Annotated in this window: 13 protein-coding genes and 1 tRNA gene; 7 read left to right on the top strand and 7 right to left on the bottom strand. The window is 64.4% G+C overall.

From position 1 onward, the window contains the following. The first annotated feature begins 43 nt into the window (after window positions 1-43). The 5 genes from H535_RS0110735 (at window position 44) to H535_RS0110715 (ending at window position 5,849) form a co-directional block, all read left to right on the top strand. The gene (locus tag H535_RS0110735; RefSeq protein WP_026819547.1) at window positions 44-1,837 is read left to right on the top strand and encodes an ABC transporter ATP-binding protein; all 1,794 of its coding nucleotides are present in this window, start codon (window positions 44-46) and stop codon (window positions 1,835-1,837) included. Next, window positions 1,834-3,642 carry an ABC transporter ATP-binding protein gene (locus H535_RS0110730; protein ID WP_026819546.1) on the top strand — a complete coding sequence of 603 codons (1,809 nt, stop codon included), beginning with the start codon at window positions 1,834-1,836 and terminating at the stop codon, window positions 3,640-3,642. Before H535_RS0110735 ends, H535_RS0110730 begins: the two co-directional genes overlap by 4 nt. Window positions 3,643-3,726: 84 nt before the next feature. Next, window positions 3,727-3,803, top strand: a tRNA-Pro gene (locus H535_RS0110725). Between the two features lie 156 nt (window positions 3,804-3,959). Beyond that, window positions 3,960-5,381, top strand: a complete 1,422-nt coding sequence (locus H535_RS0110720; protein WP_155838654.1) for an APC family permease — start codon at window positions 3,960-3,962, stop codon at window positions 5,379-5,381. Between the two features lie 69 nt (window positions 5,382-5,450). Continuing rightward, window positions 5,451-5,849 (top strand): universal stress protein, encoded by a 399-nt coding sequence (locus H535_RS0110715; RefSeq protein ID WP_026819544.1) that lies wholly within the window; start codon window positions 5,451-5,453, stop codon window positions 5,847-5,849. Window positions 5,850-5,886: 37 nt separating this feature from the next. Here H535_RS0110715 and H535_RS0110710 read toward each other — a convergent pair whose 3' ends face one another. The 7 genes from H535_RS0110710 to H535_RS0110680 form a co-directional block, all read right to left on the bottom strand. Continuing rightward, entirely contained in the window at window positions 5,887-7,737 is a 1,851-nt protein-coding gene (locus H535_RS0110710) for an IucA/IucC family protein (protein ID WP_081416594.1), read from the bottom strand. Continuing rightward, window positions 7,734-8,288, bottom strand: a complete 555-nt coding sequence (locus H535_RS24820; protein ID WP_051299021.1) for a GNAT family N-acetyltransferase — start codon at window positions 8,286-8,288, stop codon at window positions 7,734-7,736. The genes H535_RS0110710 and H535_RS24820 overlap by 4 nt, the downstream gene beginning before the upstream one ends. Beyond that, a complete protein-coding gene (locus H535_RS0110700) occupies window positions 8,285-9,604 on the bottom strand; it encodes a lysine N(6)-hydroxylase/L-ornithine N(5)-oxygenase family protein (protein WP_026819542.1) in 1,320 nt (439 codons plus the stop codon). Before H535_RS0110700 ends, H535_RS24820 begins: the two co-directional genes overlap by 4 nt. Next, a complete protein-coding gene (locus tag H535_RS0110695; protein ID WP_026819541.1) occupies window positions 9,597-11,132 on the bottom strand; it encodes a pyridoxal phosphate-dependent decarboxylase family protein in 1,536 nt (511 codons plus the stop codon). Before H535_RS0110695 ends, H535_RS0110700 begins: the two co-directional genes overlap by 8 nt. A gap of 359 nt (window positions 11,133-11,491) precedes the next feature. Further along, the gene (locus H535_RS0110690; protein ID WP_026819540.1) at window positions 11,492-12,415 is read right to left on the bottom strand and encodes a TolB family protein; all 924 of its coding nucleotides are present in this window, start codon (window positions 12,413-12,415) and stop codon (window positions 11,492-11,494) included. Further along, the gene (locus H535_RS24815) at window positions 12,412-14,085 is read right to left on the bottom strand and encodes an ABC-F family ATP-binding cassette domain-containing protein (protein WP_035769153.1); all 1,674 of its coding nucleotides are present in this window, start codon (window positions 14,083-14,085) and stop codon (window positions 12,412-12,414) included. Before H535_RS24815 ends, H535_RS0110690 begins: the two co-directional genes overlap by 4 nt. A 132-nt stretch (window positions 14,086-14,217) precedes the next feature. Continuing rightward, the gene (locus H535_RS0110680; protein ID WP_026819539.1) at window positions 14,218-14,832 is read right to left on the bottom strand and encodes a maleylpyruvate isomerase family mycothiol-dependent enzyme; all 615 of its coding nucleotides are present in this window, start codon (window positions 14,830-14,832) and stop codon (window positions 14,218-14,220) included. Window positions 14,833-14,933: 101 nt separating this feature from the next. On the opposite strand from H535_RS0110680, the gene H535_RS24810 reads away from it, so the two are divergent. Beyond that, window positions 14,934-15,542: a Type 1 glutamine amidotransferase-like domain-containing protein gene (locus H535_RS24810; RefSeq protein ID WP_051299019.1), complete on the top strand. Its 609-nt coding sequence runs from the start codon at window positions 14,934-14,936 to the stop codon at window positions 15,540-15,542. Between the two features lie 69 nt (window positions 15,543-15,611). Next, a complete protein-coding gene (locus tag H535_RS0110670; RefSeq protein WP_026819538.1) occupies window positions 15,612-16,103 on the top strand; it encodes a GNAT family N-acetyltransferase in 492 nt (163 codons plus the stop codon). The last annotated feature ends 186 nt before the right edge of the window (window positions 16,104-16,289 follow it).

Raw genomic sequence — 16,289 nt, 5'->3', positions numbered from 1 at the left:
TGGGTAGCGGATAGCCGCCCCACCGACGAGCCGAAGAGATGAGATGCCCCAGCAGCAGACTTCGTTGACCGAGTCCATCGGGCGTCTTTACCCGCATGCAAAACCGATCCTGCCCCGTCTGGCACGGGGACTGGTGTGCGCGCTGGGCGCAAGCCTGATGGCCTTGGCCATCCCCCAGGTCCTGGGGGCCCTGGTCAATGAAACCCTTAAGGTCGACGGCGACGGCGGCGCCGTGTGGGCGGCCGTCGCCGTGGTCCTCGTCCTTGGCGCCCTCGAAGCCGTATTCATCGCGCTGCGGCGGCAGTTCGTGATCCGGCCGGCCACCACGGTGGAGAACCAGATGCGGGTTTCGTTGTACCGGCATGTGCAGGACATGACAGTTGCCTTCCACGACCGTTGGGGCTCCGGGCAGCTGCTGTCGCGGGCGATGACCGACCTGAACCTGATCCGTCGCTGGCTGGCCTTCGGGATGATCATGCTGGTGGTGGTCGCCCTGACCATTCTGATCGGCATTACCCTGATGCTGATCACCAGCTGGCGGCTCGGGTTGATCTTCCTCGTCGCCTCGGTTCCGATCGTGCTCTACGGTTTCCGTTTCCGCACCCACTACCGCATTGTCTCCCGCCTGAGCCAGGACCAGACCGGAGACTTGGCCACCACGGTCGAGGAGTCGGTGCACGGCATCCGGGTGCTCAAGGCCTTCGGACGGGGCCGGCAGGCGCTGGACAGCTTCACCGAGCAGGCCGAAGAGCTGCGCGCCACCGAGATCCGCAAGGCACGCTCACTGGCAACGGTGTCGCTGATTGTGAGCATGATTCCCGAACTGGCCCTCGGGCTGGCCCTGGTGGTCGGCGTACTCTCAGTTGCCGACGGCCAGCTCACCATCGGCGCCCTGGTCTCCTTCTTCGCCACGGCAGCGGTGGTGGCTGCTCCGGTGGAATCGCTTGGCCCGCTGATGGCGATGACGCTGACGGCAAAAACCGCCATCGACCGCCACTTCGAGGTGATGGACGAGACCAGCAGCATCACCGAGCCCGAACACCCCCGCCCGGTGAAGCACCTGAGCGGCGCCGTGGAATTCGACAACGTGCACTTCAAGTTCCCCGACACCCCGGCCGCCGGCATGGACCTGCTCAACGGGGTCGGCCTGACCCTGAAGCCCGGCGAAACCATGGCCCTGGTGGGCATCACCGGCTCCGGCAAGAGCACCCTGCTGCAGCTCGTCGCCAGGCTGCACGACGTCACCGGCGGCAGTATCAGGTTTGACGGGACGGACCTGCGGCAGTTCAGCACGTCGGACATCCGCTCCCATGTCGCCGTGGCGTTCGAAGACACCACCCTGTTTTCCTCGTCGGTGCGGGACAACGTGTTGCTCGGAGCCGGCGAACAAGGCGATGAGGCCCTCGCCGAAGCCCTCGACGTCGCCCAGGCGCATTTCGCCTACGAACTGCCCGACGGCGTCGACACCTTGATCGGCGAGGAAGGACTCAGCCTCTCCGGGGGGCAGCGGCAGCGCATCGCACTGGCCCGCGCGATTGCCGCCAAGCCCAAGGTGCTGGTGCTCGATGACCCATTGTCCGCCCTGGACGTGGGAACCGAGGAACTGGTCACCGAACGGCTTCGCCAGGTACTGGAAGGAACCACCACGTTGATTGTGGCCCACCGTTCCTCCACAGTGGCCCTCGCCGACCGGGTGGCGGTGCTGCAGCACGGCGCCATCAACGCCGTCGGCCCTCACGCCCAACTGCTGGCCACCAACGAACATTACCGGTACATCATCACCAGTCTGGACGATGAAGAAACGGCCGGCCAGGACCCGGACGAGGTGCTGTCATGAGTACCTACAGCGGCGTGCAGGACGAGGACAACTTCCTGCTGGACAAGGGCCGCAGCCGGCAGGTCCGGCGTCGTTCGCTGCGCCTGCTCGGCTCCATGATCCGGCCCGTCCGCGCCAAGTTCATCCTGACCATCATCCTCGTAGCGCTGTCCCAGGCTGCGCGGGTCGCGGGCCCGGCGATCATCGCCTTCGGTATCGACCATGCGCTGCCTGCCCTGCGCGCGGGCGATAATCTTCCCCTGGTCATGGCGGGGGCGGGCTACGCCCTCGCCGCGGTCGCCGTCGGAGTGCTCACCGCCAGCTACATCAACGCCACGGCACGGCTGGCCCAGACCATGCTGCTGGACCTGCGCCGCCGCGTCTTCCGCCATACCCAGCGGCTCAGCCTGGAGTTCCACGAGAAGTACACCTCGGGCCGGATCATCTCCCGGCAGACCTCCGATCTGGAGGCACTGCGGGAACTGCTGGACAACGGGGTCAACTCGCTCGTCTCCGGGGCGATGTACATGACCTTCACGGCCATTTCGGTGTTCCTGATGGACTGGCAGACCGGGCTGCTGATCATGCTCGCCGCCCTCCCCATGTGGTTCCTCACCCGCTGGTACCAAAAGCGGTCGCAGGTCGCCTACCGCGCCTCCCGGGTCGCCTCCGCACGGCTGATTGTGCACTTCATCGAAACCATGACCGGCATCCGGGCGGTCAAGGCGTTCCGCCGCGAGAAGGTCAACGCCTCACGGTATGAGGAGCTGGCGGAGGACTACCGCACGGTGACAGTCCGCAGCATCAACCTGAACGGCATCTTCCAGCCCGGGCTGGTGCTGATCGGAAACGTCACTGTGGCTCTGGTGCTGCTCGCCGGCGGCTTCCGGGTGCTCGACGGCGGCCTCGAGGTCGGCGTGCTGCTCGCACTGCTGCTGTACACCAAGCGCTTCTTCCAGCCGGTGGACCAGATGGCCATGTTCTACAACTCCTTCCAGTCCGCCTCGGCCGCCTTGGAGAAGGTATCCGGACTGCTGGAGGAAGTGCCGAGCGTGCGGGCGCCGAAGAATCCAGTGGCGCTGTCCGGCGCTGCCGGTCACATTAAGTTCGACGACGTCGAGTTCCACTACGGAGACGGTCCGGTGGTGCTGCCTCAAATGTCGCTGGACATTCCTGCCGGGCAGACTATCGCCCTGGTCGGGCAGACCGGGGCCGGCAAGTCGACGCTGGCCAAACTGATCGCCCGCTTCTACGACGTCTCCTCCGGCCAACTGACCTTGGACGGGGTCGACCTGAAGGATCTGTCCGGCACCGACCTGCGCCGCGCCGTCGTCATGGTCACCCAGGAGGCCTTCCTGTTCAGCGGCACCGTCGCCGAGAATATCGCCCTGGGAAATCCAGGAGCGTCGCAGGCCGATATCGAAGCGGCGGCGACGGCGGTGGGCGCCGATGAATTCATCCGGGCCCTGCCCGAGGGGTACGACACGGATGTGAACAAACGTGGTGGCCGGGTTTCGTCCGGCCAGCGGCAGCTGATTTCCTTCGCCCGGGCGTTCCTGGCCGACCCGGCGGTGCTGATCCTGGACGAGGCGACGTCGTCGCTGGATATTCCCAGCGAGCGGCTGGTCCAGCGCGGCCTGCAGACTCTGCTGGGCAACCGGACGGCGCTGATTATTGCCCACCGGCTGACCACCGTGAAGATCGCCGACCGGGTCCTGGTGGTCCACGACGGCAAGGTGGCCGAGGACGGAACCCCGGACGAATTGATCGCCGGTAACGGCCGGTTCGCAGCGCTCAACCAGGCGTGGGAGGACTCTTTGGTCTGATCGCTGCGCACATGTTTGGCGCGAGTTTTAAGTTGGCCGCAATCTCGGCTATTCTTGAGAGGTTGCGTTGATCGCAGCGACCTTCGGGGTGTGGCGCAGTTTGGTAGCGCGCGTCGTTCGGGACGACGAAGTCGCAGGTTCAAATCCTGTCACCCCGACCATCAGGTGCCCGTTCCGGCTTTGACGGAGACCGGCGCCGCCCGGACTCTCCACCATCCGCCGCGTCGTGGCCTCATCCGCCAATAATAGTAACGCAGCTTACTATCGATGATATTCTGGGCGACGATGATGCGACGATTCCCCGGACGGAGTTGATGATGGGCAACCCCACAGACACCAAGCAAGGACCCGGGCAGCCGGAGCCGGAGCTGAAGAAGGCGCTTGGCTTCAAGCTGCTGCTGCTGTTCATTGTCGGGGACATCCTCGGCACCGGCGTGTACGCGCTCACCGGTGATGTGGCCGGCGAAATCGGCGGTGCGGCATGGGCGCCGGTGCTGCTGGCCTTCGCCGTCGCCACCGTCACCGCCTTCTCCTACCTGGAACTGGTGACTAAATACCCGCAGGCCGCCGGCGCCGCGCTGTATACCCACAAGGCGTTCGGTATTCACTTCGTGACCTTCCTGGTCACCTTCGCGGTCTTGAGCTCGGGCATCACCTCGGCCTCAACGGCGTCGAAGTTCCTGGCCGAAAACTTCATTGTTGGTTTCAACCTCGACTGGGGGCAATTCGGGGTGACGATGATCGCCGTCGTCTTCCTCGGGTTGTTGGCAGTGATCAACCTGAGAGGTGTCGGCGAGAGCCTCAAGCTCAACGTGGTGCTGACACTGATCGAGCTGACCGGGCTGCTGATCGTGATCCTCGTCGGCTTCTGGGCGATGGCCCAAGGCAACGTGGACTTCGGCCGGGTGATGGTATTCGAGACCTCCGGCGACAAAACGGTGTTCCTCGCGCTGACGGCTGCTACATCGCTGGCGTTCTTCTCCATGGTCGGGTTCGAAGACTCGGTGAATATGGCCGAAGAGACCAAAGACCCGGTCAAGACGTTCCCGAAAGTGATGCTCACCGGGCTCAGTATTACCGCACTGGTCTATGTGCTGGTCTCCATTGCCGCCGTCGCGATCGTTCCGGTGGGCCGCCTCGAGGATAGCCCGACGCCGCTGCTCGAGGTAGTGCAGGTGGGCGCACCCGGAATCCCGATCGACGCCATCTACCCCTTCATGTCGATGTTCGCCGTAGCCAATACGGCGCTGATCAATATGATGATGGCCAGCCGCCTGATCTACGGGATGGCCAAGCAGGACGTCCTCCCCCGCTCGCTGGGCAAGGTGCTTCCGGGACGGCGGTCGCCGTGGAGCTCGATCATCTTTACCACGCTGATCGCGTTCGGTCTGATCATCACCGTCACCAACTTCATGGGCGCCGAAACGGTCAGTGCGCTGGGCGGAACGACGGCTTTGCTGCTGCTCGCGGTGTTCACCGTGGTCAACATCGCCGCCATCGTGCTGCGCCGCTTCCCGGTGGACCGCGAACATTTCCGCGCGCCGACGGTGCTCCCCTACATTGGGGCACTGACCTGTGCCTTCCTGGTTGGTCCGTGGGCGCAAGACCCCATCGAGTACCGGATCGCCGGGGTGATGCTCGCCCTGGGGGTCGTACTGTGGGCCATCACCTGGTTCTGGAACCGCGGAGTGCGCGCCAAGAAGACCCGCTTCCGCAGCCCCGAAGACCTCAGAGAGTAGCACCGATAGGCACCCGGCAGCACCCGGGCGGCAGCATGAACGCACCTACGGAACAATAGAGGAGCAACTATGAGCGTCGTCGTCGGCTATATCCCCACTCCCGAGGGCACCGCCGCCTTGAACCGCGCAGTCGAGGAGGCCCGGCAGCGCGCCGTGCACTTGATCGTGGTGAACTCCTCGAGGGGAAGCAGCCATCCGGACAAGAACTACGTGGATGATTCGGAATCCGCCGCCCTGGACGAAAGGCTCAAGACCGAGGGCGTCGAACACACCCTGGTGCAACAGCTGGGCGATATCGACGCCGGTGAAGAAGTGCTCAATTCGGCCGAGCGGTACCACGCCGACCTGATCGTGATCGGCCTGCGGCACCGGACGCCGGTAGGCAAGCTGATCATGGGCAGCACTGCACAACGGATCCTGCTGGAGGCGCCGTGCCCGGTGCTGGCGGTGAAGGCCGACTACTCCTGAACTTTCGCCGGCGAAGCCCGGGCGGGACGGCCACATTTCATGCGGCCTGACCGCTAAAACGGGCGATGGGGTTGGCCACCCGCCCGGCGTGCTGCAGTGACCCGGACGGGTCGTTCAGGTCGAGCATTTCCCGGTTGTTCCTCAGCTGCAGCCGGTTCAGGCAGGACAGCGGAAAGCCGGCGGCGAAGAACTCATGGCGGTCAAAAGCTTCGGCCGTTTCGGGGGATGCGTCCCGGTACTGATGCAGGCAGTTCGCCACCGCCGTCCAGAAAGCGTCTTCGGACAGTTGCCCGTCGCCGGCCAGGATTGCGGAGAGGAAGCGGAAGAACGAATCGAAGACATCGGTGAAGATCGTCAGCACCTGCTCTTCAGACGGAACGTCCACCCTGATCCGGCTGACTTCGTCCGGCAGTTCGATCCCGTCGCCGATCACCGCGATTTCCTCGCCAATGTCCTTCATCAGCACCCGGACCGGGACGCCGTCGTCGAGCACCAGGATGATATTCTCCCCGTGGGGCATAAACGCCAGGTCATAGGCACAGAGGCAATGCACCAGCGGCATCAGATACGCGCGCAGGTAGTGCTCCAGCCACTCCTTGGCCGAGAGCCCGGATTGGGCCATCAGCGCCGAGACGAACGGGACGCCATTGCGGTCGCGGTGCAGCAGCGAGGCCATGGTGGCCAGCTGCTCGCCCTCGCGCAGCTGCCCGGCCGGACTCTCCCTCCACAGGGCCGCCAGCATCTTCCGGTACGGTGAGCCCGCCGTCGTCGCGGCTTCGTAGTAGTCATTGTGATAGCCGACTGCGGCCAACTCGCGCAGCACGGTGAAGCCGGACCGCCGCAGGGTCTCATCCGCTTCGACCAGTCGGTGAAGCCAGTCGTTGATGGCCGGCGTCGCCTTCATATATTCCGCGGAGAGCCCGCGCATGAATCCCATGTTCAGCACGGACAGTGACGTCTTGACGTAGCACCGCTGCGGCACGTCCAGATTGAAGAACGTGCGGATGGACTGTTGCGCCTGGTAGCGGTCCGCGCCAACACCGAGGCAGACCACGTTCCGGTGCGCGACTTCGGCGGCGAAGGTGATGGACAGCTTGTTCTCCCACTGCCACGGATGCACCGGCATGTAGAGGTAGTCGCGGGCCTCCAGGCCCTGCGATGCCAGCTGCGCGGCAAAGCCGTCCAGCATCTGCGGCCCGAGTTCGCTCCGGTACAGCTCCGCTTCGCCGAGGGTGCGGCTGGAGGTGAAGACTGCCCGGCTCCGGTGCACGGCGATCCACACCAGCTGAACGGCGGCTCCGGCCTCCGGCGCGTACGCCCTGTAATCGCCGGCGCCGAAGCCCAACCGGCCGTTGTTTGCCACAAAGCAGGGATGTCCCTCGGCCATGGCCCGTTCGATGCGTTGGGCAGCGGCCGCGGGCGTGCCGCCTGCCCGTGCGAGTGCGGCTGAGTCCGGGGCGGGGTTTTGCAATTTGTAGGCCGCGCCGGCGAGGGTGCTGCTGATCTCCTCCAGGTAGACGGGAAGCACGTCCTCGGCAATCCCCAGCTGCCCGCGGAATTCGAGCATGAAGTCCAACGCGTCAGGTTCCAGGTTCTGCCCGTCGCGGCGGCGTTGGATACTGTCCCCGGCGATGTCCCAATGGTCCAACGCACGCCGGGTTGCCTCGAAGCGGTACCCCGTGCCGCCGTCGTCGCTGGTGATCCGGAACAAGCGCTGCTCGTCCGCCTGCTCCGGGGCCAGCAGCCGTTCATGGGAGAACTCTGCAATGGCCTTGGCCACCAACCGGCGGTTGGCTTCGGCCCAGACACACGCTGTGAGATGTTCCTGGCGGTCGACCGTGGTGGACGGCGCAGGTTCCTGCACTTCTTCCAGTTCCGTAATTGTCACGCTGTAGCCTCCTGGGAGCGCCGCGCCAACTGGTTTCGTGCGGCGGCGTAGTCGGTGCGGGTGCAGATGCTGAGCACTGCTGTCTTATCCGGCAGTTCGATGTTCGTCACCGGCCGGAAGCCGGCCGCGTCGTTGAGTGCCTGGATCTTGTGATTGCGGATGTCGGGTTCGACGACGACGCGCTCCACTGTCGGATCCTCGAAGAGGTGGTCCAGCACGGCGGCCATCACGGAGCGGGTGTATCCCGGCACGGGCGCCGCTGGCGGCGCGACCAGCAGATGCATGCCGACGTCGGCCGCTGTTGCCTCGTAGCATCCGGCGATGGGTGATCGGGCCGGGTCGTAGCGCTCCATCAGGAACACCGGAGCGCCGCCGTCGAACCCAAGTAAGGCGTGGTGATGGTCAGATGCGGCTATGGCCCGGTGCTCGCGCCGCACGTCGTCGACCCCGGCGTCCAGCATGTCCCAGAAAGAGGCATAGTCCTGGCTGAACCAGCTGTGCAGCAGCCTGGCGTCGGCATCCGGGTCGACCGGGCGAAGGGGGAAATTCACAGCGGCGCCCCTTCCACGGCGGGCAAGGGCTCTTCCCGGTCAGGCACCGGCGCCCCGAACTGTTGGAAACCAATGCGCGATTCCACCGGGTAGTATTCCCAGCCGAGCATGTTCCGGATGATGCACGAGTTCCGGTACGCGCCCATGCCCAGGTCGGGTGCGACGAAGCCGTGGGTGTTGAGCTCGGCGTTCTGCACGTAAATGGCGCCATGCCCCGCTTCTGCATCGACCCGGTAGTGACCGTCGGCCGCCAGCCGGCCCCGGCCATCCCGGTTCAGCCACGGCTCCAGGCCGGCCAGGAAGTCCGGCTCGCTGCTCTGGTAGCCGGTGGCGAGCACCAGGGCTTCCGTGCGGAGGCCGTAGCTGCGGTCCTGCTCCCGGTGGAGGAATTCGAGGCTGTACGCGGCGCCGTCCCAATGTGCGGCCTGCAAGTCGGAGTTGCTCAGCAGGTTGGTATTGACCGGCCCGTGCAGGCTTTTCTGGTAGAGCAAATCGTAGATTTCGTTGATCAAGGATTCGTCGATGCCCTTGTACAGGTTCTGCTGGTCCGCGTTGAGCCGGTCGCGGGTCGTCTCGGGCAGCGAGCGGAAATACGCGCAGTACTCGGGGGAGGTCATTTCCAGCGTCAGTTTCGCGTATTCCAGCGGGAAGAACCGGCCCGAGCGGGTGACCCAGTTCAGCTCGAAATCGCCTCCGCCCATTTCCTGGAGCAAGTCGAAGTAGATCTCTGCCGCACTTTGGCCGCTGCCCACGACGGTAATGCTGGAGCGCTGCAGCAGCTCTTCGCGGCGGTGCAGGTAGTCCGCACTGTGCAGGGCTGGTCCCTCCAGACCGCCGCACACCTCCGGAACCGCCGGCCGGGTGCCGGTGCCGAGCACCAGCCGGCGGGCTTGGAAACGCTCACCGGTGGCGAGCCGCACCGAGTAAGCCTGCGCGCCGTCGTCGTACTCAATCCAATCCACTGTGCTGCCGAACCGCAGCATGGGCAGTCGGCCGGCCACCCACTGGCAGTACTGGTTGTACTCCGCGCGCAGCGGATTGAAGCGCTCCCGGATGTAGAAGGGGTAGATGCGGCCGGTGCTCTTGAGGAAGTTCAGGAACGAGAATTCCGAGGTGGGATCGGCCATGGTGACGAGGTCGGCCATGAAGGGCACCTGGAGCGTGCTGCTGTCCAGCATCATGCCGGGGTGCCAGTCGAAGTGTGATTCCTGTTCCAGGAAGAGCCCATTGAGACAGGTAATAGGAGCGGTCAGTGCGGCGAGGCCCAGGTTGAAGGGGCCCAGGCCGATGCCGATGAAGTCGTACGGCTCATCCATGGTGCATCGCCTCCGATGCCAGGTGGTGGCTGCCGCGTTGGCGGATGAGTTCGATCATTTCTTTCACGTCCGCCATGGTGGTCTCGGCATTGAGCAGCGTGAACTTCAGGTAGTGCCGACCCTCCACTATGGTGCCGCCGATAATTGCTTCGCCGGAGTCGAATAGCTCCGAGCGGATCTGCTGGTTGATTCGGTCGGCCGTTTCATCCGGGGCCCCGGGCGGGAGGTAGCGGAACACCACGGTGCTGAACGCAGGGCGGACGACGACGTCGAAATCCTCCATGGCGCCCAGGCTCCCCGCGCAACCGGTGGCCAGCTCGATCACCTCGTCGAGCAGCGCACCGACGGCGTCTGCACCCATGGTGCGCAGCGTCAGCCACAGTTTCAGCGCGTCGAAGCGCCGGGTGGTCTGCAGGCTCTTATCAACCTGGTTTGGCGGCCCGCCCGGCGGATTGAGGTAATCCGCATAGTAGGTGACGTGCTCCAGCTGGGCGCGGTCACGGACCAGGATGGCGCTGGAGCTGACCGGCTGGAAGAACGTCTTGTGGAAGTCGATAGTCACCGAATCCGCGGCACCGGTGCCGGCCAACAGGTGCCGGTGACGCTGCGACGTGATAAGTCCGCCGCCGTAGGCCGCGTCGATGTGCAACCAAATGTCCTCGACCCCGCAGATATCTGCGAGCCGGACGAGCGGATCGAAACTGCCGAAATCCGTGGTCCCGGCGGTGCCCACCACGGCCATCGGCAGCAGCCCCTCCTGACGGCAGCGGGCCACTTCGCGTTCCAGGGCGTCGGTGTCCATCCGCTTCTGGCCGTCGCTGGGCACCACAACGACCGCCTCGGGTCCCAGTCCGAGAATGGCCGCGGACTTTTGGACACTGAAGTGGCTGACATCGGAGGCGAAGATGCGGAATCCGCCCAGCACGTCGGCGAGTCGGGGCGGCCGGTCGGGATGGGCGGACCGCAGCCGTGCGTGCAACCGGTTCCGGGCCATCAGCAGCGCCTGCAGGTTGGACTGGCTGCCACCGCTGGTGAAGACGCCATCCGCATCGTCGCCAAGACCCAGCCGTTCGGCCGTCCACTGGATTAGGTGCTGTTCCATGTGGGTGGCGGCGGTGCTCTGGTCCCAGGTGTCCATGGACGTATTGACTGCGGAAAGCACCGCTTCGCCGACGAGGGCGGGAATCGCCACCGGGCAGTTCAGGTGGGCCGCGTACTTCACGTCGTGGAAATAGACGGCATCGCGCAGATAGACCCGTTCGACCTCGGCCAGCGCGTCAGCCGGACTGCTCAACGGGTGGTCCAGGTCGATCGCGGACACCTCATGGTGCAGGGATTCAGGCGTCGGTCCCGTGCAGGGCGTCGTACCCGCCGAAACCTGTGCCGATACGGCCCGGATGCCGGACATCACCTCGGCGGCGTAGTGGGGAGCGGTACGGCTGTTGAGCAGCTGGTTAGTGGCGGAAAGTGTCGATTCCACCTGATCTGCGAACCGCGTTTCTTCTTCCGTCGAGGACGACAACGACACAAATATCTCCGTCACTGATAGGCGGGCACATCCGACGGGATGCGTTGCTATGTTAGCTAAGCCTACCCTTACTTAGGGTGCACTAACTCGTCAAATCCCGTGACGGCAGTAGTGATTTCACCCGCCGGAAGTTACCCTTCGCCCGACCACCGCCCGGTGGAGCACCACCGCCTATGCCATGGTTTCCATCTCCTCGATCCGGTACCCTCCTTGTCATGGATTTGCGGTTCGGAATTCCCGACGACGCCTGGTCGAGGCCTACGCGCAGAAGCTCATCCGTGGCCAGAAGATAGCAGCCGCCGGGGGTGCCGCGGGAGTCTCGGCGGTTCCGGGAGCTGACGGGCCCGGCGCCGGCATCATCAGCGGTTGCGGACGGGATAGGCAACATAGGCAAACCGTTGGCTGTCGGGCGCCCAGCTGTTGACATTAATTGTTCCCTGGCCCCCGAAGACACCGGCTACAGTGCGAACGCTCTCTCCTTCCGGGTCCGCCTGTCGTAACAGCACGTCCTTATTGGCCGGATGCCCCACCACAGACGATTGATAACTCAGGTAGACCATCGAACTGCCGTCGGGTGACAGGTGGGGAAACCAGTTGACGCGGGTATCAAATGTCAGCTGCTGCGGATCCCGCCCATCCGGACGCATACGGAAGATCTGCGAGTGCCCTTTCGCCGTCGATGCGCGGTCAGAATTGAAGTAGATCCATTCGCCGTCCGGGCTGTACTCCGCCCCGTCGTGATGGTGGTCCGAGTCCGTGAGCTGACGGGTGGAACCATCGATCAATGACAACGTGAAGATGTTGAAGCGTTCCGCCGCCCGAAGTTGATGGCAACCGATAAGAGCCAAGGTGGTTCCGTCGGGCGAGATGCCGTGCAGATATCGCGCTTGCAACCCGTCGGCGTCATCGCTGACGCGTTGCGCCGGCCCGCCATCGGCCGGCACCCGGTACAGATGACCGTTTTGGGACGACGTGAAGAGACAGGTTCCGTCCGGCGACAGAACGTGATCGTTATTCGAGTCGTTGAGTTCGCCCGTCGGAATCCGGATTGGCGGCCCCGATCCGTCTGCCTTGATCCTGTAGAGCAGCCCGTCACTGTTGAACACCAGCCAGTCGCCGCCGGGGTTCCAATTCGGCGCCTCAATCACGGACTCCGCAGTTTCAAAAACCACGCGGCTGGAGGGGCCGCTGTCGACGGGGTCCTCGTCGACGGAGGCCCTGTCTACGATGGTGAGTTGCGCTCGTTGACCCGGTGCGAGCTCTCTCCATCGTGAAGGTGTCACGGTGCAATATCCTTATCCTCGGAACGGAGAAACTGCTCCATCTGCCACCATTGAGTGATTCCAATGCCTTCGAGCAGCGTCCGGTCATGGCTGACCACCAACAGTGTCCCGTCGAAGGCCGCGAGCGCCAATTCGAGCTGCTCAATGGCCTCAACATCCAAATGGTTCGTCGGTTCATCCAGCACCAGCAAATTCACTGCCCGGGCCTGCAGGACGGCCAGCAGGGCACGGGTCTTCTCCCCCATCGACAGACTGTCACAAGTCCGGCCCGCATGGTCGGCGCCAAGCCCGAACTTGGCCAGCAAGGTCCGAACGCCGGCAGGCTGCAACACCGAATCGTCGGCCGGCCCGCCACCGGCAGCAACACGGTCGATAACGACGTCGGCCAGTGGACGGGAACCGGACAACAGTGACCGTTCCTGGTCGATATGCCCGGTCGACACCTTGGTCCCGACCACCCTCCGGCCGGATTGCACGGGTACATCCCCCGCAAGGGCGTCGATCAACGTGGTCTTGCCGCTGCCATTCGCCCCGACCAGGGCGATCCGCTCGCCGCGGCCGACCTCCACGTCCACTGGTCCCAGCCGGAATCCTCCCTTAACGACGACGGCGTCGCTAAGACCCAGCACCAATTCGGCAGGCGCCGGCGCTTCGGCAATCGAATACTGCAGCTCCCATTCCTTCCGGGGTTGCGCCACCGGCTGCAGCCGCTCCACCGCCTTCCGGGCCCTGGCCGCACGACCCGCCTGGGCGTCGGCCCGTTGACCTTTGCGGTGCTTGATGTGCTTATCCGGCTCGCCGGACTTGGCGGCGGCGCGCGACCCCTTGGCCGCCCACTGGGCACGCTGCCGGGCCTGCGCCTCCAGCTCATCGCGGGTACGCGCATATTGCTCGTACCGCTCGTGGGCATGACGGCGGTCCAGCTGCCGCAGCGCCGCGTAGTCGCTGTAGTTCCCGGTGTAATGGCCCACCCGTTGCTGTTTCAGGTCCAATTCGAGCACCGATGTCGCAACCACATCGAGCAGCCGCCGGTCGTGGCTGGCAATCATCACCGGCCCCTGCTGGGAGGTGATGAACTCTTCGATCAGGTCCAGGCCGGCGGTGTCCAGGTTGTTGGACGGCTCATCGAGCAGCAGCACGTCGTATTGGCTCAGCAACACTGTCACGAGGGCTGCCCGCGCGGCCTGGCCTCCTGACAGAGTCCCAAGCGGACGGGCGGAGTCGACGTCCAATCCGGCCCTGGCCGCGACAGCCGGAAGCCGCTCTTCAAGGTCGGCCGCGCCCAGGGCCACCCACCGCGCGAGCGCATGTGAGTATCGCTCGTCGCTGCCCGGCAGTTCGCGGGACAAAGCCCGGGCAGCCAGGTCGAGTTCGACGTCGGCCGCGGCGATCCCGGTACGACGGCGGGCGTAGGCGAGCAGCGATTCGCCGCCATCGGGCACCGATTGAGGCAGGTAGCCGACTGCGGCATCAGGTGGAGCGGTCCGTATGGCCCCCTCGGTGATGGCGGTGTCGCCGGAGACCATCCTCATCAGTGTCGACTTGCCGGCGCCATTGGGACCGACGACGGCGACAACATCGCCGGGGGTCAGGTCCAGGTCGAGATTCGAGAAGAGAGTACGCGCACCGAAGGACGCGCAAACGCGGGAAAGGGCCACAGAGGCTGGCATGAGAGAGATTCCTTGCAGGTAAAAGCGTTCCCCTGAACGGGGCGGGCTCAATTTACGGCAGGAAGATCTTCATGCGGCCACTGTAGCGCAGTCGGGACGCAACGGCCAGCAAGTCCGTTCGGCCGGATCCCGTCACTGCAGCGCAGCTACACCCGGACCGCGGAGATCACTCAGGGCCGCTTTGCGTCCCGAGATGGCCATTAACAGCGACAACGCCGGGCCGGTCACCGCAACCCCGTCGCCGATCACCACATCTGTGTCAGAGGCCCGCAGCTGGACCTTGGAGGCGAGCTGTTTTGCGCCGCCGAATGATACGGGAGTTCGGGCCTGGTACCGAAGTGATCTCACGACCACCTCTTCGGGGTACTCACGCTCGATGCCCAAGGGCCTCCGAATATCCTCGCCGTGCACGACCTCCTCGACCAGCCTGCTGTCGAGGGGCGCCGGCGGGGCCGAGGTGCGGGTTGCCACCTGTCGAAGGCGGGCGAGGGTTTCGCGGTAAGTGGCTCCTCGCTCGCGTTCCATGCCGTGGTCATTTTGGCGGTTGAAGTCGAACCGGGCCCGGACCATGGCGCGCACAATGCCCAGCGGGGTGGCCTTCGCGTTGTCGATCAGATGCGCGGCAACATCATGCACCGTCCACCCGTCACAGAGCGAGGGCTGGACCCACTGTTCGTCAGTCAACTCGGCAAGATCATCGATCAGCGCCAGCCGCTCCTCGTACACCATCGGCCAGACATCACTCATCACATCAGCCTACCCACTGTGCGCCGAACCGCGGGTCGCCCACCTGGGTTCCTCTCGCCGGACTCATGAGACACCGGTCCGGGTGGCGTAGAGTCCTTGAGATGACGGTACCCGGCGGGCAAATCTTCGCGTTTTCAGGGATTTTGAGGTCCAACAGCGACACCCGGACCAAATTCGCCGAGCACCGCCCGGATGTGGACTTCAGCGTCCTGACGTTGTTCAACCAACCGAACGTGGCTGACATCCATGACCACCTGCACTCTCAGGACGTCATCTTTGTCGAGGGCGGCAGTGTCGCCAATCTCGTCGCAGCCTGGCGGGCTCACGGCGTCGACGAAATCGTGCGCGAATGCTGGCAGAACTCGGTGGTGCTGGCCGGGGCGAGCGCGGGAAGCCTCTGCTGGCACTCGGGCGGACCAACAGACTCCTTCGGCGATGCACTGGCACCTTTCCACGAGGGCCTGGGTATATTACCCTTCAGCAATGGCGTCCACGATGACTTCTCCGACCAACCTCGGCGGGAAATCTATCGCGACATGGTGGCCAGTGGGACCGTCTCAGGAGGATATGCCACCGAAGACGGCGTCGGGCTTCACTACATAGGCACCCGCCTCAACGAGGCGGTTTCCATCCGCCCGGACGCAAAGGCCTGGCGGGTGAACCCGAACACCGGTTATCGGGAAGTGGCCATCACGCCACGCATCATCTGACGTGTGATCGGCCACAGTACTATTGGCGGTGATCGTGGAATCGCTCTCTGACAGTTATGGAGGACCCGATTGATCATCGAGAATTACTCCTCCACGCAAAGGGCTGAGGTTCTTGACCTATCCATCCGGACATGGCGGCCTGTTTTCGCCGCGTTGAGACCCGCCGTTCCCGCTTTCGTGTACGAAGCCTTCTACCCGCAGGGATGGGAGCAGCGGCAGAGGCGGGACTTGGCTGATCGTCTCGATGGCGAACCTGAGAACGTCCATGTCGCCCTTGAGGACCGCACGGTAGTTGGATGGATCTGCATACGGCTGCATCCCGAAGATCAAATGGGCGAAATCCACGTGTTGGCCGTCGACCCTGCACACCAACGGCAAGGCGCAGGGACCATGCTGATGAACCATGCTTTCGAACAAGTCAGCGCGGCCGGCATGACGATGATGATGGTCGAAACCGGCGCTGACCCCGGCCACTTAGCTTCGCGCGCCAGCTACGAAGCGGCCGGCTTTGAACGCTGGCCGGTGGCACGCTACTTCAAGAATCTCAATGCAGACGACTAGGTGTACTGAGACGGCGCGGGTAGTTCTCACCGGAGTTTCTTCTGCAGCCGGCAGGACGGTTTTGCCAACCCCCGAACGGCACATGGGCATCCGATAGCTTCGCGATTCGGCTGAAAGCCATGCCCGGCGTATTGACCATCGACTTTTGTCTGGTTAGTCTACTAAACAACTCGACTTACTATAGAA

The organism is Arthrobacter castelli DSM 16402 (assembly GCF_000430705.1).
Classification (GTDB): domain Bacteria; phylum Actinomycetota; class Actinomycetes; order Actinomycetales; family Micrococcaceae; genus Arthrobacter_C; species Arthrobacter_C castelli.
This window is presented reverse-complemented; position numbering and strand designations above follow the sequence as displayed.

What these genes read in the sequence shown, in the direction of transcription:
- H535_RS24815 (WP_035769153.1), bottom strand. Translation starts at nt 14,085, where the DNA reads ATGCCAGCCTCTGTGGCCCTTTCCCGCGTTTGCGCGTCCTTCGGTGCG.
- H535_RS0110680 (WP_026819539.1), bottom strand. Translation starts at nt 14,832, where the DNA reads ATGAGTGATGTCTGGCCGATGGTGTACGAGGAGCGGCTGGCGCTGATC.
- H535_RS0110700 (WP_026819542.1), bottom strand. Translation starts at nt 9,604, where the DNA reads ATGGATGAGCCGTACGACTTCATCGGCATCGGCCTGGGCCCCTTCAAC.
- H535_RS0110715 (WP_026819544.1), top strand. Translation starts at nt 5,451, where the DNA reads ATGAGCGTCGTCGTCGGCTATATCCCCACTCCCGAGGGCACCGCCGCC.
- H535_RS0110735 (WP_026819547.1), top strand. Translation starts at nt 44, where the DNA reads ATGCCCCAGCAGCAGACTTCGTTGACCGAGTCCATCGGGCGTCTTTAC.
- H535_RS0110730 (WP_026819546.1), top strand. Translation starts at nt 1,834, where the DNA reads ATGAGTACCTACAGCGGCGTGCAGGACGAGGACAACTTCCTGCTGGAC.
- H535_RS0110720 (WP_155838654.1), top strand. Translation starts at nt 3,960, where the DNA reads ATGGGCAACCCCACAGACACCAAGCAAGGACCCGGGCAGCCGGAGCCG.
- H535_RS24810 (WP_051299019.1), top strand. Translation starts at nt 14,934, where the DNA reads ATGACGGTACCCGGCGGGCAAATCTTCGCGTTTTCAGGGATTTTGAGG.